14 protein-coding genes are annotated in these 18,496 nt (G+C 68.3%); 7 read left to right on the top strand and 7 right to left on the bottom strand.

Annotated elements, in window-relative coordinates; all coding sequences use genetic code 11:
• Nucleotides 1–73: 73 nt before the first annotated feature.
• From VGP60_RS33995 to VGP60_RS33980, 4 genes are all read right to left on the bottom strand, one after another.
• A complete protein-coding gene (locus VGP60_RS33995; RefSeq protein ID WP_327552276.1) occupies nt 74–835 on the bottom strand; it encodes a glucose 1-dehydrogenase in 762 nt (253 codons plus the stop codon).
• A complete protein-coding gene (locus tag VGP60_RS33990) occupies nt 835–2,346 on the bottom strand; it encodes an aldehyde dehydrogenase family protein (RefSeq protein ID WP_327552275.1) in 1,512 nt (503 codons plus the stop codon). The genes VGP60_RS33995 and VGP60_RS33990 overlap by 1 nt, the downstream gene beginning before the upstream one ends.
• Complete coding sequence (locus VGP60_RS33985) at nt 2,343–3,272, bottom strand: 3-oxoacyl-ACP reductase (RefSeq protein WP_327552274.1); 930 nt, start codon at nt 3,270–3,272, stop codon at nt 2,343–2,345. The genes VGP60_RS33990 and VGP60_RS33985 overlap by 4 nt, the downstream gene beginning before the upstream one ends.
• Nucleotides 3,273–3,372: 100 nt before the next feature.
• On the bottom strand, nt 3,373–3,564 hold the full coding sequence (locus VGP60_RS33980; RefSeq protein WP_327552273.1) for a ferredoxin: 192 nt from the start codon (nt 3,562–3,564) through the stop codon (nt 3,373–3,375).
• 86 nt (nt 3,565–3,650) lie between these two features.
• On the opposite strand from VGP60_RS33980, the gene VGP60_RS33975 reads away from it, so the two are divergent.
• The 7 genes from VGP60_RS33975 (at nt 3,651) to VGP60_RS33945 (ending at nt 13,543) form a co-directional block, all read left to right on the top strand.
• On the top strand, nt 3,651–4,832 hold the full coding sequence (locus VGP60_RS33975; RefSeq protein ID WP_327552272.1) for an acyl-CoA dehydrogenase family protein: 1,182 nt from the start codon (nt 3,651–3,653) through the stop codon (nt 4,830–4,832).
• A 10-nt stretch (nt 4,833–4,842) separates the two neighbouring features.
• The gene (locus tag VGP60_RS33970) at nt 4,843–5,916 is read left to right on the top strand and encodes an acyl-CoA dehydrogenase family protein (protein WP_327552271.1); all 1,074 of its coding nucleotides are present in this window, start codon (nt 4,843–4,845) and stop codon (nt 5,914–5,916) included.
• 79 nt (nt 5,917–5,995) lie between these two features.
• A complete protein-coding gene (locus VGP60_RS33965) occupies nt 5,996–6,604 on the top strand; it encodes a TetR family transcriptional regulator (RefSeq protein ID WP_414640449.1) in 609 nt (202 codons plus the stop codon).
• 87 nt (nt 6,605–6,691) lie between these two features.
• On the top strand, nt 6,692–8,425 hold the full coding sequence (locus tag VGP60_RS33960; protein WP_327552269.1) for an ABC transporter ATP-binding protein: 1,734 nt from the start codon (nt 6,692–6,694) through the stop codon (nt 8,423–8,425).
• On the top strand, nt 8,422–10,422 hold the full coding sequence (locus tag VGP60_RS33955) for an ABC transporter ATP-binding protein (RefSeq protein ID WP_327552268.1): 2,001 nt from the start codon (nt 8,422–8,424) through the stop codon (nt 10,420–10,422). The genes VGP60_RS33960 and VGP60_RS33955 overlap by 4 nt, the downstream gene beginning before the upstream one ends.
• A 152-nt stretch (nt 10,423–10,574) precedes the next feature.
• The gene (locus VGP60_RS33950) at nt 10,575–12,632 is read left to right on the top strand and encodes a PQQ-dependent sugar dehydrogenase (protein ID WP_327552267.1); all 2,058 of its coding nucleotides are present in this window, start codon (nt 10,575–10,577) and stop codon (nt 12,630–12,632) included.
• Complete coding sequence (locus tag VGP60_RS33945) at nt 12,629–13,543, top strand: hypothetical protein (protein WP_327552266.1); 915 nt, start codon at nt 12,629–12,631, stop codon at nt 13,541–13,543. Before VGP60_RS33950 ends, VGP60_RS33945 begins: the two co-directional genes overlap by 4 nt.
• On the opposite strand, the gene VGP60_RS33940 is transcribed toward VGP60_RS33945, so the two are convergent.
• The 3 genes from VGP60_RS33940 to VGP60_RS33930 are packed head-to-tail and all read right to left on the bottom strand — an operon-like array spanning nt 13,524 to nt 18,332.
• Nucleotides 13,524–16,247 carry a GNAT family N-acetyltransferase gene (locus VGP60_RS33940; RefSeq protein ID WP_327552265.1) on the bottom strand — a complete coding sequence of 908 codons (2,724 nt, stop codon included), beginning with the start codon at nt 16,245–16,247 and terminating at the stop codon, nt 13,524–13,526. The genes VGP60_RS33945 and VGP60_RS33940 overlap by 20 nt on opposite strands.
• Nucleotides 16,248–16,258: 11 nt before the next feature.
• Complete coding sequence (locus VGP60_RS33935) at nt 16,259–17,431, bottom strand: acetoin utilization protein AcuC (protein WP_327552264.1); 1,173 nt, start codon at nt 17,429–17,431, stop codon at nt 16,259–16,261.
• A gap of 55 nt (nt 17,432–17,486) precedes the next feature.
• Nucleotides 17,487–18,332 carry a sulfurtransferase gene (locus VGP60_RS33930; protein WP_327552263.1) on the bottom strand — a complete coding sequence of 282 codons (846 nt, stop codon included), beginning with the start codon at nt 18,330–18,332 and terminating at the stop codon, nt 17,487–17,489.
• Between the last annotated feature and the right edge of the window lie 164 nt (nt 18,333–18,496).

Raw genomic sequence — 18,496 nt, 5'->3', positions numbered from 1 at the left:
GTGCCTGAAGTCTTACGCACCCGGTGACACCAACTTCTGTTAGCGGTGTTCACTAGCTCCTTGGATCTACTCCTCAGATTTTCAGGGCGTGGGTCGCGGTGGCACCTCCGTCGGCGACGAATTCCGAGCCCGTGCAATACGAACTGTCCTCGCTCGCCAGGAACACCACCAGACGGGCGATTTCCTCCGGTTTGCCGACCCGGCCGAGCGCCACCTTCTTGCCGACACGGGCGAGGTCGATTTCGATCCCGCCCGCGGCGTCGGAGATCATCTTCGTGTCGATCATGCCCGGATGCACGGAGTTGACCCGGATGTTCTTCGCACCCAGTTCCAGCGCGGCGACCTTCGTCATGCCGCGGATCGCGAACTTGCTCGCGGTGTAGGCGATGAGAAAAGGCATCCCGGCCAGACCCTCCACAGAGGACACGTTGATGATGGAACCGCCACCGGCTTCCGTCATCGGTCCAACGACCGAACGCATGCCGAGAAACGCCCCGATTTGATTCACTTTGACAACGCGCTCGTAGTCGGCGAGCTTGGTACTCGCGAGCTCCGCGAAATGCAGGATTCCGGCGTTGTTCACCAAGACAGTCGGCAAGCCGAACTCGCCGGTGACGCGCTCGATCGCCGTCGCCCAGTCGGCTTCCTCGCCGACGTCGAGGTGCTGGTAGATCGCGGCGTCCCCGAGTTCGTCGGCGAGCTTCTTGCCGTCGGTGTCGTTGACGTCGGCGATCAAGACCTTCGCGCCCTCCGCGACGAATGCCCGCACGGCGGCTTCGCCTTGGCCTCGCGCCGCGCCGGTGACCACAGCGACCTTGCCTTCGAGGCGGCCCATCACATCATCTCCTCACCGAGCGGCATGAGCACGGTTTTCAGTTCGGTGAACGCTTCGAACGCCGACTGCCCGCCCTCACGGCCGAGCCCGGACTGTTTGAACCCGCCGAACGGCAGATGCGGCTCGACCTGGAACCCGTTGATGCCGACGGTCCCGGCACGAAGCCTGCGTGCCACGCGGAAAGCACGCTGGACGTCCGAGGTGAACACGCCCGCGCCAAGCCCGTACTCGGTGTCGTTGGCCAGCCGCACGGCTTCTTCTTCGGTCTCGAACGGCACGATCGCGAGCACCGGCCCGAAGATCTCCTCCCGCGCGATGGTCGACGAGTTGTCGACGTCGGCGAAGATGGTCGGGCCGACGAAGTTGCCGGCCGCGAGGTCGCCGCCGAGACGCTCGCCGCCGGTCACCAGCCGCGCGCCTTCGGCCTTGCCCTGCTCGATGTAACCGAGCACGCGTTCGAGCTGCTTCGGGTTGATCAGCGGGCAGGAGATGACGGCCGGGTCGAACGGGTCGCCGTAGGTGATCATGCCCGCGAGGTTCGCCGCGGCGCCGACGAACTCGTCGTAGACGTCCCGGTGCACCAGCGCGCGAGTGTTGGCCACACACACCTGCCCGGCCAGGCCCATCGTGACCGCGCCCATGGTCGTCATCGCGGCCATGGTCACGTTCGGCGCGTCCGCGAAGACGAGCGCCGGGCTCTTGCCGCCGAGCTCGAGCGACACTCGCTTGAGCGTGCCCGCGGACGCCTCCACGATGCGTTTGCCGACCGCGCGGCTGCCGGTGAAGCTGACCTTGTCGACGTCCGGGTGCGTGATGAGCCGCTCGCCCGTCGGGTCGCCGGGACCGGTGACGAAGTTGAGCACCCCGGCGGGAAGTCCGGCTTCGGCGAGCAGTTCGACCATGCGCAGCACGGAAAACGTCGCGAACTCCGACGCCTTGAGCACCACCGTGCAGCCCGCGCCGAGCGCCGGGGCGATCTTCTGGGCGAAGAGCAGGAAGGGCGCGTTCCACGGCAGGATCGCCGCGACCACGCCGATCGGCTCGCGGAAGGTCATGGCGAGGTGGTCGCCGCCCTGGTACGGCGGCAGGGTCTGGCCGCCGATCTTGTCTATCCAACCGGCGTGGTGGTCGAAGATGTCCGCGGCCGCGCCGACCGAGCTCGCGTAGATGCCGCCGAAGGACAGGGGCACGCTGTTGTCCAGTGCCTGCAACGCACGCAGCTCGTCGGCGTGCTCGCGCAGCAGGTTCGCGTAGCGGTGCAGGAGGCTGATCCGGACGGTCGCGCGGGAGTTCGACCACGTTCCCGAGTCGAACGCCTTGCGCGCGGCGGCCACGGCGTCGTCGACGTCGGCCGCCGACGCGACGGCGAACTCCCCGATCGGTTCGGCGGTCGCGGGATGGTGGTGGGTCCAGGTCGCGCCGTCGCGCGCGGGCCCCCACTGCCCGTCGATGTACAACTGACCGGCCTTCAGCCCGACCGATTCGCGATGCGGCTGCACGCTGAGCGTCATGACTCTCCTCGGGGCAGGGACAGGGTTTCCGTGGCGGCGAACATGCTTTCCGGGTCACGCTCGGCGAAGTAGCCGCCGAGATCGGTTTCGAAGTCTTGGGTGGTGAACTGGTGCTCGACGGTCGGCGGGCGCAGCAGCGCGACCATGCCGCCGTGCACCACGAACACCTGACCGTTGATCTTCTCGGCGGCCGGTGAGGCGAGGAAAGCGACGAACGGCGCCACGTGGTCGACCGACAGCGGGTCCCCGCCTTCCGTTGAAGCGTCGCCGAAAACTCCCTCCCGTCGCCCACCACCACCCTCAACGGAGTTCCACGCTCCAAATACTCCTAAGGTCATGGCCGTCCGGGCGCGTGGGCAGATGGCGTTCGCGCGGACGCCGTAGCGGGAGAGTCCGCGGGCGGTGGACACGGTCAGCGCGGCGATCCCGGCTTTCGCGGCCGAATAGTTGGCCTGCCCGGCGGACCCGACGAGGAATGCCTCGGACGCGGTGTTGACCACCCGGCCGTACACCGGGCCACCGTCGCTTTTGGACTTGTCCCGCCAGTACGCGGCGGCGTTGCGGGAGAGCAGGAAATGCCCGCGCAGATGGACCTTCAGCACGAGGTCCCAGTCGTCGTCGGACATGCCGAAGAGCATCTTGTCCCGCAGCAGGCCCGCGTTGTTGACGACGACGTGCAGCCCGCCGAAGTGCTCGACCGCCGCCGCGAGGAGCGCGTCGGCCGTGGCGCGTTCGGAGATGTCGCCGGTGACGGCGAGTGCCTTCCCGCCCGCGGCTTCGATCTCCTCCACCACCGCGGAGGCGTCGGCGAGGTCGTTGACGACGACAGCCGCACCGGCCTCGGCCAGGGCGAGGGCTTCCGCGCGGCCGAGGCCCGCCCCGGCGCCGGTGACGATCGCGGCCTTGCCGTCGAGGCTCGTGCTCATCAGGCCTCCCAGCCGGAGCGGGACGGACCGTCTTTGGTCCGACTCTCACGGGTCAGACTAGAATCTGTTCTTGTTTCTAGCAAGCGCTGAGTTAACGGCGCTAACTCCGCATAAGCAGGGCGTTCTTCGGACACGCGGTGACGGCTTGGGAAACACGTTCTACTTGCTCTGCGGTCGGGCTCGACGTCGAAAGGACCAACTCCTCGTCGTCGTCAAGATCGAAGACGTCGGGCGCGAACGCCACGCAGAGCGCGTTGGCCTCGCAGAGCAACCTGTCGACACTGATCTCCATGCTTCCTCCGTTCCCGTGGTACAACTAGAACAGGTTCTACACTAGCGCGGCGCCCCGCCCGACACCATGACCGCATGGAGGCACGGATGCGAATCGGCTACACGCCCGAGCAGGAAGCACTGCGCGAGGAGCTGCGCGCCTACTTCGGCAAGCTGATGACCCCCGAGCGTCGCGAGGCACTGGATTCGAACCGCGGCGAGTACGGCGATGGCTTGGTGTACAAGGAGATCGTGCGTGATCTGGGCCGTGACGGCTGGCTCGCGCTCGGGTGGCCGGAGGAGTTCGGCGGGCAGGCCAGGCCCATGCTGGACCAACTGATCTTCACCGACGAAGCGGCCGTCGCCGGAGTGCCCGTCCCGTTCCTCACGGTGAACACGATCGGCCCCACGATCATGCGGTTCGGCACCGAAGAACAGAAGGCGTTCTACCTGCCGAAGATCGCCGCCGGGGAGCTCCACTTCTCCATCGGCTACTCCGAGCCCGAAGCGGGGACCGATCTCGCCTCCCTGCGCACGCGCGCGGTCCGGGACGGCGACGACTACATCGTCAACGGGCAGAAGATGTGGACCAGCCTCATCGAGTACGCCGACTACGTCTGGCTCGCCGTGCGGACCGACCCCGACGCCCGCAAGCACAAAGGCCTCAGCATGCTGATCGTGCCGACGTCCGCGGAGGGCTTTTCCTGGACCAAGGTGCGGACTGTCGCGGGTGTCGGCACCAGCGCGACGTACTACGACGACGTGCGCGTGCCCGTGACGTCCCGGGTCGCCGACGAGAACGCGGGCTGGCCACTGATCACCAACCAGCTCAACCAGGAGCGCGTCGCGCTGACGTCGGCCGCGCCGGTGCAGTCGGCGTTGCGCGAGGTGCGGGCTTGGGCCCAGGCGACGAAACTGCCGGACGGACACCGGGTCATCGACGCCGAGTGGGTGCAGCTGCATCTCGCGCGGGTCCACGCGCAAGCCGAATACCTGAAGCTGAGGAACTGGAAGATCGCCTGGGCGGCGGCGGAAAACGAGCTCGGGCCCGCCGAGGCTTCGGCGTCGAAGGTGTTCGGCACGGAGTTCGCGATCGAGGCGTACCGGCTGCTGATGGAGGTCCTCGGCGCGGGCGCGGTCGTCCGGCAGGACTCGCCCGGTGCCCTGCTGCGCGGCCGGATCGAGCGCCAGCACCGGTCGGCGCTGATCCTCACCTTCGGCGGCGGCACCAACGAGGTGCAGCGCGACATCATCGCCGCGACCGCCCTCGGCCTCCCCGTCACCCGCTGAGGAGCACTCCATGGACTTCGCCCTGACCGAAGCGCAACAAGACCTGGCCGGGCTCACGCGGCGGATCCTCGCCGACCGCGCCGCACCGCCGGGTCCTCCCGGCACCGGCGGGTTCGACGCCGACCTGTGGCGAGCGCTCGCCAAGGCGGGCATCGTCGACGCCGCGCTGCCGTCGTCGGTCGGCGGTGGCGGGTTCGGCCTGCTCGAACAGTGCTCGGTGCTGATCGAGGTTGGCCGCGCGGTCGCTCCCGTCCCGTATCTCCACTCCGTCACCATGGCCGCCGCGGCACTCGCCGAATTCGGCGCGGGCGAGCAGATCGAGCACTGGGTCGTACCGGTGGTCCGCGGCGAACGCGTCCTGACCGCGGTACTCCCGGACGCGGGCGCGCCGTGTGGGTTCACGGCCGAACGCTCCGGCGGCGGCTGGCGGGTTTCCGGGGCCCAGACGGCTGTCGGCTTCGCGGCCTTCGCGAACGGTTTCCTCGTCCCGGCGTCGACGTCCGAAGGCGTGGCCGTTTTTCTCTTCGACCAAGCCGAGGTTTCCGCGCAGCGGACCGTCGACCACGCCGACGCCGGGCTCGTCGAGCTGACCGACGCGGAACCGGCGTCGATGCTCGGTGCCCCCGGCGCGGGCGTGGACGACTGGCTGCGCCGGCGCGGCACCGTGGGTTTGTGCGCGCAGCAACTCGGCGTCCTGGAACGCGCCTTGGAATCGACCGCGGCCTACGCGCGGGAGCGCGAGCAGTTCGGCCACGTCATCGGCTCGTTCCAAGCCGTGCGGCAACGCCTGGCCGACGCCTACATCGACGTCGAAGCCGTCCGGCTGACGCTGTGGCAGGCGGCGTGGCGGCTCGTCGACGGGCATCCAGCGGACGAAGAGGTCGCGACCGCGAAGTTCTGGGCCGCCGACGCCGGGCACCGCGTCGCGCACACGGCCGTGCACATCCACGGCGGGGTCGGCATCGACGTCGACCATCCCCTGCACCGCTACTTCGTCGCCGCCAAGCGCCTCGAATTCGCCCTCGGCGGCGCCACCGCCCAGCTCCGCGCTCTCGGCGCTCACCTCGCCACCTCTCCCGCGTAGGTTCTGCGCGACGCGAACAAATTTGCGTAGCACGCAAGTTTCTGGTTACCCTGGTCCGGTGAACCCCGAGCTGGAGCGCATGACGCTGCGCGAGCGCAAGAAGCTCGCGGCGCGTGAAGCGCTGAGCTGGGCGGCCGTGCGCCTGGCCACCGAACGCGGGCTGGAGCACGTCCGCGTGGACGAGATCGCCGCCGAGGTCGGCGTCTCGCCGCGCACCTTCAACAACTACTTCTCCAGCAAGGAAGAAGCGATCTGCGCCAGCGGCGTCGATCGGCAGACCAGGATCCGCGAGACACTACTGGCCCGCCCCGCGAGCGAACCGCTGTGGGAGGCGGTGACCAACGCGGTCCTCGAGCAGTACTCCGGACACGGCGAACCGGACCGCGACTACGTCATGCGCGTCCGGTTGATGATCGGCAACTCCGCGCTGCGCGGCGAATTCCTGAAGTCGCACGGCAAGGTCGAATCGATGCTCGCGGAGGGCATCGCCCAGCGGATGGGTGTCGATCCCGAGCAAGACCTGTATCCGAAGCTCATGGCCGCCACGGTCTCCGGCGCGGTCCGCGTCGCGCTCGGCCACTGGCTGCACGCCACGCCGAAAGTGGAGTTGGCCCCCACCCTCGTCGAGGCGCTCAAACAGGTGGCGGCCGGACTGCCGCCACCGGAGAAAGAATTCCCTGTCAGCTAAATCGGCGGCGGCGAATTCGCCGTCGCGGTACCTTCGTCCTGATCGGCCCCGCGTGGCCGACAATTGCCGTCTTCCGAAAGAGTCCCGGTGCTGATCAAACTCCTGCGCGCCTACCTGCGCCCGTACAAACAGCCGCTGATGCTGGTCGTCGCGCTGCAACTGGTCCAGACCCTGGCCGGCCTCTACCTGCCGACACTCAACGCCGACATCATCGACGACGGCGTGGTGAAGGGCGATATCGGCTACATCCTGCAGGTCGGCGGCGTGATGATCGCCGTTTCACTGGTCCAGATCGTCTGCTCGGTCGGGGCGGTGTTCTTCGGTGCGCGTATCGCCATGGCCGTCGGCCGCGATCTCCGATCCGGGGTTTTCCACCGCGTCCAGGATTTCTCCGCCCGCGAAGTCGGACAATTCGGTACTCCGTCGTTAATCACGCGAACCACTAACGACGTCCAGCAGGTGCAAATGCTGGCGTTGATGACATTCACCCTGATGGTGTCGGCCCCCATCATGTGTGTCGGCGGCATCCTGATGGCGTTGCAGCAGAACGTGCAGCTGTCCTCGCTGCTGCTGGTCATCGTGCCGGTGCTCGCCGTCGCGATCGGGTTCATCATCTCGAAGATGCGCCCGCTGTTCCGCCTGATGCAGGAGCGCATCGACGGGATCAACCGCGTCCTGCGCGAGCAGATCACCGGTATCCGCGTCATCCGCGCCTTCGTCCGCGACACCCACGAGCGCAAGCGCTTCACCGAGACGAACACCGAACTGCTGGACGTCTCGCTCGGGGTCGGGCGGCTGATGTCGCTGATGTTCCCGATCGTGATGCTCGTCGTGAACGTCTCCAGCGTCGCCGTGCTGTGGTTCGGCGGGCACCTGATCGACAGCGGTGAGATGCAGGTCGGCGCGCTGACGGCGTTCCTGAGCTACCTGCTGCAGATCCTCATGGCGATCATGATGGCCACCTTCATGTTCATGATGGTGCCGCGCGCCGAGGTCTCCGCGGAGCGCATCCAGGAGGTGCTCGACACCGAGTCCAGCGTGGTGCTCCCGCCCAACCCGGTCCGCAGCACGATCGCCCACGGCCACCTCGAACTCCGCAACGTCGAGTTCTGCTACCCCGGCGCCGAAAAGCCCGTGGTGTACGGCGTCAACCTGATCGCGCGGCCCGGTGAGACCACCGCGATCATCGGCAGTACCGGCAGTGGCAAGACGACCCTGCTCAACCTCATCCCGCGGCTGATGGACGTCACCACCGGCGCTGTGCTGGTCGACGACATCGACGTCCGCGAACTGGATTCGACGGTGCTGTCCGACGCCGTCGGGCTGGTGCCACAGAAGCCGTACCTGTTCAGCGGCACGATCGCGTCGAACCTGCGGTACGGCAAGCCCGACGCCACCGACGAGGAGCTCTGGCACGCGCTGGAAACGGCACAGGCCCGCGACTTCGTGGAACGGCTGGCCGACGGCCTGAACTCGCCGATCGCGCAAGGCGGGACCAACGTCTCCGGTGGTCAGCGGCAACGACTCGCCATCGCCCGTGCGCTCGTCCGGCGCCCGGAGATCTATCTGTTCGACGATTCCTTTTCGGCGCTGGACTACAGCACCGACGCCGCCCTGCGCGCGGCACTAGCCAGGGAAACCGCGGACGCCACGGTGATCATCGTGGCCCAGCGGGTCAGCACGATCCGCCAGGCCGACCGCATCATCGTGCTCGACGAAGGCACCGTCGTGGGCACCGGCACCCACGCGGGGCTGATGGAAGACAACGAAACCTACCGGGAGATCGTGCTCTCCCAGCTCACTGAGCAGGAGGCGGCATGAGCACCCCGAAGACTCCCACCGCCGACGCCGGCGAACGCCCCACCCCCGCGCGCGGCCCCGGTCCCGCCGGCGGCATGGGCCGTGGTCCCGCCGCGATGATGGGCGGGATGCCGACCGAGAAGGCCTTGGACTTCAAGGGTTCCGGGCGCAGGCTGATGCAGCTGCTCCGGCCGCAGCGGATCATCATCGGGATGGCGATCCTGCTCGGCATCGCCAGTGTCACGCTGTCCGTGGTCGGCCCCAAGGTCCTCGGGCACGCCACCGACCTGATCTTCACCGGCGTGCTCAGCGCGCAGCTTCCCGCCGGCACGACCAAGGCCGAAGCCATCGCCGGGCTGCGGGCGTCGGGCAACACCACGGTCGCCGACATGCTCAGCGCGATGGACATCATGCCCGGTGTCGGCATCGACTTCGACGCCGTCGGCCAGGTGCTGCTGATCGTCGCGGGGCTCTACTTCGTGGCCTCGCTCTTCAGCTACGCGCAGGGCTGGCTGACCACCACGATCGTGCAGAAGGCCATCTTCGACCTGCGCGAGAGGGTGGAAGCCAAGTTCGCGCGGCTGCCGCTGAGCTACTTCGACAAGCAGCCGCACGGCGAGGTGCTGAGCCGGGTCACCAACGACATCGACAACCTCGCGCAGACGTTGCAGCAGACGCTCAGCCAGATCCTGACGTCGTTGCTCACGATCGTCGGTGTGCTGGCGATGATGTTCGTGATCTCGCCGCTGCTGGCGCTGATCGCGCTGGTGACCGTGCCGGTTTCGGTGTATGTCGCGGCGAAGATCGGCAAGCGCGCGCAGCCGCAGTTCATCAAGCAGTGGCGGACCACCGGGCAGCTCAACGCCCATATCGAAGAGATGTACACCGGGCACTCGCTGGTGAAGGTCTTCGGCCGCCGCAAGGAGGCGGAAACGGTCTTCGCCGAGCACAACGACACGTTGTACGGCGCGAGCTTCAAGGCGCAGTTCATCTCCGGCATGATCCAGCCGGCGATGATGTTCATCGGCAACCTGAACTACGTGTTCGTCGCGGTCGTCGGTGCCCTGCGGGTCACTTCGGGGACGCTGTCGCTCGGGGACGTGCAGGCGTTCATCCAGTACTCGCGCCAGTTCAGCCAGCCGCTGATGCAGGTCGCGTCGATGGCGAACCTCCTGCAGTCCGGGGTCGCTTCGGCCGAACGTGTCTTCGCGCTGCTGGACGCCGAGGAGCAGGAGCCGGATCCCGCCGACCCCGCGCGCCCGGAGCAGGTCCGGGGCCGGGTCGAGTTCCAGGACGTGTCGTTCCGGTACAGCCCGGACGTGCCGCTCATCGAAAACCTGTCGCTGACCGTCGAACCCGGCCAGACCGTCGCCATCGTCGGCCCGACCGGGGCGGGCAAGACCACGCTGGTCAACCTGCTGATGCGGTTCTACGAGATCAACAGCGGCACGATCCGGCTCGACGGCGTCGACGTCGCCACGATGACCCGCGAGGACCTGCGGTCGAAGACCGGCATGGTGCTGCAGGACGCCTGGCTCTTCGGCGGCACGATCACGGAGAACATCGAGTACGGCGCGATCGGGGCCTCGGAGGAGAAGATCATCGCCGCGGCTCGGGCCACCTACGTCGACAGGTTCGCCCGGACCCTTCCGGACGGCTACGACTCGGTGATCGACGACGAGGGCGACAACGTCAGCTCCGGTGAGAAGCAGCTGATCACCATCGCCCGGGCGTTCATCGCCGAACCCGCGATCCTGATCCTCGACGAAGCGACCAGCTCGGTCGACACCCGGACCGAGGTGCTGATCCAGCGGGCGATGAACTCGCTGCGCGAAGGCCGGACAAGTTTTGTCATCGCCCACCGGCTCTCGACGATCCGCGACGCCGACCTGATCCTGGTCATGGAGTCCGGCAGCATCGTGGAGCAGGGAACGCACACGGAACTGCTCGAGGCGGGCGGCGCCTACGCCCGGCTCTACGCGGCGCAGTTCGCGCAAGCCGTGGCGGAGATCGACTAGCTTCCGCGTTTGCCTGAAGGGACCTTTCGGTTGGTACGAAAGGTCCCTTCAGTTTTTTTCTGTCTTGTTACGCCGGGAGTGCGGGAGGTAGAGTCCCGAGGGCATTCCAGAAAGCGCTTACAGCGTAGTAGCCGAACTCTGGGGGTTGCGCCATGCTCAAGCCCGTCCGGTCTCTGGTCATGATCTTCGCCGTCGTGCTCGCCGCGTCCTTGGCGGTACCGCAAGCGGCCATCGCACAGGCCGATCCGCCGTTGACCGATCCCATCCCCGAGGACCCGATCGAATCCGGATTGGGGTTGGTGCTCAAGGAGTTCGCGGCCTTCCCGAAGTCGGAGCCGACTCCCCCGCCGACCGATACCCGGCTCCAGCGCTGGGCGCGCATCAACTTCCTCGACAGTGTGCCGGACGGTTCGGGACGGCTGTTCGTGCCCGATCTCAACGGAAAGCTGTACTACGTCGAGAACGGCACACCGCACGAGTATCTCGACGTCGGCGCGACTTTCGCCCCCGACTTCATGTCCGGCCGCGGGCTGGGCAGCGGGTTCGGGTTCGCCGCCTTCCACCCGCAGTTCGCGAAGAACGGCAAGTTCTACACCGTCCACACCGAAGCGGGCGCCGCGCTCACGACGAAGACGCCGGACGTGGCCCAGCCGAACACCGTCCTCCACGGCGTGCTGAGCGAGTGGACCGCCACCGATCCCCGCGGGGGAACATTCAGCGGGACCCACCGGGAACTGCTGCGCTACGGGTTTTCCGGGATGGTGCACGGATTCCAGCAGATCGGCTTCAACCCCACCGCGAAACGCGGCGACCGGGACTACGGCCTGCTGTACATCTCCACCGGCGACGGCGGACGCGGCGTGTCCAGCGACGACCCGCAGAACCTGGCTCTCCCCTTCGGCAAGATCCTGCGGATCGATCCCTTGGGCACCAACGGGGTCAACGGCCGCTACGGCGTTCCGGCGCGTAATCCGTTCGTCGGCAGGCCGGGCGTGATGGGCGAGATCTACGCCTACGGCCTGCGTGATCCGCACCGGTTCAGCTGGGACCCCCAGGCGGGCAACCGGATGTTCCTCGGGAGCATCGGCGAGCACGCGATCGAATCGGTCTACGAAGTCCGTGCCGGGGACAACTTCGGCTGGAGCGTAAGGGAAGGCGCGGCCGTCTTCGACAAGGCGGACCGCTGCAACCTCTATCCCCTGCCCGCCGACGACGCGCGGTACGGCTACACCTATCCGGTCGCCGCCTACGACCACGACCCGCCGCCCGGGTTCCCGTGCGGCCAGGACAGTGGCAACGCGATCATCGGCGGTTTCGTCTACCGCGGCCACGATGTCCCGGCGCTGCGCGGGAAGTACGTGTTCGGCGACGGCGTCGACGGCCGCCTGTTCTACACCGAAGCCGACCAGATGCGGCGTGGCAAGGAAAGGGCGCCGCTGTACAAGCTGATGGCCTACGACGAGAGCGGCAAGGTGTCCATGCAGGACCTCGCCGGGCATCCACGGGTCGACCTGCGTTTCGGCGTCGACGGCCGGGGCGAGCTTTACCTGATGTCCAAGGCGAACGGGAAGATCTGGCAGGTGACCGGCACGCGTCAGTTCGCGGGGAACTGCGGTGGTCACACCACGGTGCGCCACGCCACGGAAGCCCGCGACTGGGCGCCGGTGACCCCGGCGAAGTGGGCGTTCCCGGGACGGGAAGTAATACTGGCCGAAGCCGGGGCCCAGCGGCCGGGCCCACGACGTCCGTTCGAGTACGCGGTGCTGACCAAGGGACCGGAGTTCGGTTCGGTGCGCATCGAGGCGGAGGTCCGGCTGGACACACCGGTCGAGATCACCAACCGGGACGTGATCCTCGTCTTCGGCTACCGGTCCGACACCGAGTTCTACTACGCGCACCTGTCCACGGACAACACGATCTATCCGCACAACGGGATCTTCGTGGTGAACAACGCCGACCGGCTGCGCCTCGAGGACCAGTGGAACGCGGCCAGGTCGCGGGGTGCGAAACCGGCCATCACCGATGACCGATGGCATGACGTGAAAGTGGTGCACTGCGCGGAAACCGGGGAGATCGCGGTCTACCTCGACAACGCCAAGACACCGTTGATGACCGCGGTCGACCACACCTTCACCGGTGGGCGCGTGGGCTTCGGATCGTTCGACAACGTCGGCAGGCTGCGCGATCTCAAGGTCAGTGGTGAGGCATGAGAATCCTCCGGCCGGCACTGGTGCTCGGGCTCGTCGCGGCGCTGATGGTGGTTCCGGGGATCGCGACGGCGAGTCCCGCGGCCGTGTTCCCCACGCTGTGGCCGAATCTTGTGGGCTACTACGACTTCCAGCATCCGGTACCGGGAAATCCCGCCCGGGAAAGGGATCGGGGCTCGTCCGGGACGGATATCGACCTCGTCAACGGCGGCTCGGCGATGCGGGTCCGGGACGGCTCCGGGTTTTCCTTGCAGACCAAGCAGGTCGACCCGGCCGTGTCAGGCAACGACGACTGGAAGGCGGGGACGTACGCGTCGACGTTGAGTGCCTTCAACGAAGTTCGCGGCACGACCGTCATGGGCTGGGTCAAGATGACGGGGACCAATCCGAGCCCGAACTCCGGCACCGCCGATCCGAACGACTTCTACAACGCGATCGGGCTGGCCGGGATCCTCACGGGTGACTCGGACGGGCACGCGGTCCGCGCGCTGCTCGAACTCATCCAGGTCAACGGCGAACTCAAGCTGGTGGCACTGGGCAGGCGGGTCGACGGCGGTGCCTCACAGACGTTCGCGGCGAACGAGAACTGGAAAACCCTGCTGCCCGGCGGCGAATGGGTGTTCCTCGCGGCGACCTTCGATTTCGACCGGGGCACGATGGCGTTGTACCGGAACGGAAAGCCGCTCGCCGGTACGTATGTGACCCCGGGCGATCCGTGGGAGCTCAGCGGTCCGGGACCGCATTACAGCTCGCCGACGAATCCCCACGGGATCAAGATCGGCGGCAGCTTCCCGCAGAACACCCGGGAAGCGAACCCCTGTAATTGCCGCTTCGACGACCTGATGTTCCTCGACCGGGCAGTAGCCCCGATCGAGGTGTACCTCCAGTACCGGCTCAGTCCTCGGGGGCGATGATCGGGCGCAGCCGGCGAGGTCCGGAGTCCGGGCGCGAAGGAGGCGCGCCGAGCATGATCCGGGCGTTGGCCACGAAAGCCCCGGACGGCGAGGCCAGGATCGGGTCCAGTGCGAGGGAACGGATCTCGGGCGTGTCCTCGGCGAGCGCGGCGACCCGCAGCACCATGTCCTGCAACGCGGCGAGGTCGGCGGGTTCGTCGCCGCGGTAGCCGGTGAGCAGCGGCGCTGTCTTGGGCTCGCGGATCAGCGTCGCCGCGTCCATGTCCGTCAGCGGGATCGCGCGATAGGCCCGGTCCCCCAGCAAGGTACTGATCAACCCGGAAAGGCCGAACGAAACCAAGGTGCCGAACGACGGGTCGTCCTGGAGCCCGATCACGCACGACAAACCCTTGGGCGCCATGCGCTGGACGTAGACGTCGTCCTCGCCGGAAACCTCACGCAGGTCTTGGTAACTGGTGCGCACGGAGTCCTCGGAGGACAGGTCGAGACGTACGCCCGCGAGGTCCGGCCTGCCACGCAGCCGTTCGTCGACGGCCTTCAACGTGACCGGGTAGCCGAGTTCGGCGGCGGCCGCCACGGCGTCGTCCTCGGAGGACACGATCCGGAACGGCACCACGTCGATGCCGTAGCAGCCGAGAAGGCGGACGGAATCGTCGTCGCTCAGTACCGTGGTTTTCCCGTCCTCCGCGGACAGGATCTCCCGGACGATCTCCTGGGCCTGTTGGGTGTGGATCCCGTTCGGCCGGATGAGCGTCCCTTGTGGACGCTGCCGCCACGCCGAGTACCGGACGACCCGGGCGAGCGCGTTGACGGCCCGCTCCGGGCTCGAGTACGAGGGAATCGAGCCGCGCGTCGGCGAGCCGTCTTCGGAGAGCACGGCGAGTTCGGCGGGGACGCCTTCGACGGCCAGAAACGTTGAAACGATCGGCTTTTCGGTGTCCCTCGTGGTGTTGTCCGCCGCCACCACGGCTTCGCGCAACGCGCGCGCGTACGCCGTGCCGGGAATGGCCAGCGGGGGCACGAAAACGACGACCAGCGCGTCGACGTCCGGCGAGTTCAGCAGATCACTGACCGCCTTCGCGAACTCGGCGGGACCCGCCTGCGGGCCGACGTCCACCGGTTCGAACGCGACGCGAAGGCCTTGTGCGCGAGCGGTGTCGGCCGCGAGCAGGCCGATGGCGCTCGAATTGCCGACGATGGCGACCCGCGGTCCGGCGGGCAGCGGCTGATGCGCGAGGACGAGCGCGGTGTCGAACAGCTGGTCCAGCGACTCGACCCGGACCACGCCGGCTTGCTCGAACAGGGCTTGCACGCTCGCCTCGTCGATGTCGGTCGAGGTGGCGGCGAGCTGCGGGCGAACAGCGTGGCGGCCGGTCTTCACCGCGACGACCGGCTTGGTCCTGGCGAGCCGGCGCGCGAGCCTGGCGAACTTACGCGGGTTGCCGAACGATTCGAGGTAGAGCAGCACGAGGTCGGTGTTCGGGTCGGTTTCCCAGTACTGCAGGAGATCGTTGCCCGAGACGTCGGCGCGGTTACCGGCGGAGACGAAGGTCGAGAGGCCGAGCCCGCGGGACTCGGCGTCGGCGAGGATCGCGGTGCCGAGCGCACCCGACTGGCAGAAGAAACCCGTACGGCCCCGAGCGGGGAGCCGTGGCGCGAGGGTGGCGTTGAGCCGGATCGACGGATCGGTGTTGAGCACGCCCAGCGCGTTGGGGCCGACCACGCGCATCCCGTGTGCCCTGGCTTCCCCGACCAGCCGGAGTTCGGCGTGCAGGCCGAGCGGCCCGGCCTCGCCGAATCCGCCGGACAGGATCAGCAAAGTCTTGACGCCCTTGGCCAGCGCACCGTCCAAAACGGACTCGACGACCTCGGCGGGGACGGCGACCACGGCCAGGTCCACCGAGTCCGGGATGTCCATGACGGACGGATACGCGCGTACTCCGCGCACCGAGCGGTGTTCCGGGTTGACCGGGTACACCGGCCCGGCGAAGTCCGCCGAGAGCAGGTTCGTCAGCGCGACGTAACCGACCTTGGTGGGATCGGTGGACGCGCCGATCACCGCGACCGAACGGGGATGCAGCAGGTTGTGGACGCTACGACCCTCGGCCGCCTGCTCGCGGGATCGCGCCACCGCGAGGGATTCCTCGGTCGGGTCGATGTCGAACTCCAGGTGCAGCACGCCTTCCTCGATCGCGCGGCTGACCTGGTAACCGGCGTCGCGGAAGACGCGGACCATCGGCGAGTTCTCGGCGAGGACCTCGGCGACGAACCGGGGCACGCCGACTTCGGAGGCCGCGGCGGCGAGGTGCTCCAGCAGGATCGAGCCGAGCCCGCGGCCCTGGTGCGCGTCGTCGACGACGAACGCGACCTCGGCTGTCGGGCCGCCGTCGATCCGCTCGTACCGGCCGACGGCGACGATGTCATCGCCCAGCAACGCGACGAAGGCGACCCTGTCGTGATGGTCCACTGTGGAGAACCGCACGAGGTCGCGCGCCGGGATCCGGGGGTAGGCCCCGAAATACCGGAAGTAGCGGCTGCGTTCGGAGAGCCTGCCGTGCAACGCGACGAGGTTGTCGGCGTCGTCGGGCACCACCGGCCGCAGGTGGACGGTGCCGCCGTCGGACAGCACGACGTCGGCTTCCCAGCTGCGCGGGTAGTCGAACGGATCGCGTTTCCCGTTCTGCTCTGGGCTTTCGGTGCTCACGGTGTTCACAGTCAGTCCCTCGGATCGTCCGGGTCCAGGCCGTGCAGCGGGAAGACCGCCCGGCGGGTGTCCCGGATCGCGACGTCGACCGGGTCGTCCTGGCCGTCGCCCCAGGGTTTGAACGCGATGTCGCCGCCGTCGGTCATACCGGTGGGCAGTTCGGCGCGCGGCGCGGCCCGGCGCACGGTGTCCTGCCAGAGCGGCGGCAGCGGCGTTTCGGGAGCGACGTCCCGGTTGAGCACGGTGGCGAGCAAATGCGTCCACGAGCGCGGGACGACCCGGATCAGCTGGTATCCGCCACCACCGACGGCGATCCACTTGCCACCGGTGTGCTCCTCGGCGAGTGCCCGCAGCTCGCCGTAGATCGCGCGATGGCCGTCGACCGAAAGCGACAGGTCGGCGAGCTGGTCCTCTTCGTGCGAGTCGACCCCGCACTGCGTGACCAGGATCTGGGGCTGGAACTCGGCGATCAGCGAGGGCACGACGGCGTGGAACGCCCGCAGCCAGCCGGCGTCCTTGGTGCGGGGCGGGAGCGGGATGTTGACCGCGGTGCCTTCGGCGCCGCCGGTGCCGATCTCGGCGGAGTAGCCGGTGCCGGGCCACAGCGTGAACGGGTGCTGGTGCAGGGAAACGGTGAGCACGCGCGGGTCGTCGTAGAACGCCGTCTGGACGCCGTCGCCGTGGTGCACGTCGGTGTCGATGTAGGCCACGCGGTCGAAACCGTGGTCCAGCAACCAGGAGATGGCCACCGCGCAGTCGTTGTAGACGCAGAAGCCGGAGGCGTAGTCCCGCATGGCGTGGTGCAGGCCGCCCGCGATGTTCACCGCGCGCAGCGCCTCGCCCTCGGCGATCTTGCGGGCCGCGAGCAGCGTCGAACCGACGACCAGCGCGGACGCGTCGTGCATGTCGCTGAAGACAGGGTTGTCCGCCGTGCCGAGCCCGTGGCCGACGTCCCAGCCCGCCATCGGCGCCTGTTTGACGGCCTCGAGGTACTCCGAGGAGTGGATCCGGAGCAGTTCTTCCTCACCGGCCCGGTCCGGCACGAGCAACGGGACCCCGTCGAGCACGCCCAGCTCGGTGGCCAATCTGATGGTCAGTTCGAGCCGGACGGGATTGAACGGATGCTCCCCGCCGAGGTCATAGCCCAGCAGAGAAGAGTCCCAAACGACGGCTGGTTCCCGCATGCTTGGCACTGTAACGGCAGAAAGCCCCGCTCGCGCCAGTCCACCGGTTCAGAGCTCAGCCCGGCTCGGATCCGGTGGCGACGGGCCGGTCCGGGTCGCGGGACCAGTGCGACCAGGAACCGGTGTAGAGCGGCGCGGGCTCGGCGTGACCGGCGACTTCGAGGGCCAGCACGAGCGAACTCGCGGTGACCCCGGAGCCGCAGTAGGCCCCGACCGGACCGTCTTCGGTGACCCCCAGCGCGGCGAACCGCTCGGCCAGTTCCTCCGGCTTGCGCCACCGGCCGCCGTCGACGTTCTCCGAGGACGGCGCGTTGAGCGCGCCGGGGATGTGCCCGGCCCGCGGGTCGACGGGCTCGACCTCGCCCGCGTAGCGCGGCCGCGCCCTGGCGTCGAGAAGGACACCCTCGCGGGCGAGCGCGGCGGCCTGGCCGGCGTCGAGCACCGGCATCCCGCCGGAGCGGACCTCGATGTCGCCGGGTTCGGGCCCGGTGCTGTCCTGGGTGGTCGGCAGGCCGTCGGCGGCCCAGGCGGCGAACCCGCCGTCGAGCACCGAGACGTCGGCGTGCCCGGCCCAGCGAAGCAGCCACCACGCGCGTGCGGCGATGGACCCGTCCGCGTCGTCGTAGACCACCACGGGATGACCCGCGCGCACCCCGGCCGTCCGCAGCGCGTTCTGGAGCGCCTCCGGTTCGGGCAACGGGTGACGGCCGCCTTCGCCGGGCGCACCGGCCAGCGCGGTGTCGAGGTCGACGTAGACCGCACCCGGCAGGTGACCGGCCAGGTACGCCTCGATCCCGGGCGGGCCGCCGAGCCGCCAGCGCACGTCGAGGAGGACGGGCCGCCGCTCGGGCGAGCCGTCCACCGCAGCGGCCAGTTCAGCTGTGGTGATCAAGGGAGCCATAACGCCATCCTGCCTGCAGTAGGCTCATCCGCCCAGGTGGGGTGAACTTTTTCGACGCCACGATTTGTTATGCCCTCGCGCGGGCGTGGCTCAACGGCTTTGTGTTGTGTCCAGCGGTCCTCGACGCAGCCCTAGCGACTACGATAGGTAACGCAGACGAAGGG

It is taken from the genome of Amycolatopsis sp. (genome assembly GCF_036008905.1).
Lineage (GTDB): Bacteria > Actinomycetota > Actinomycetes > Mycobacteriales > Pseudonocardiaceae > Amycolatopsis.
Note: the sequence above shows the minus strand (reverse complement) of the source record. Positions and strands in the feature narration are given on the sequence as shown.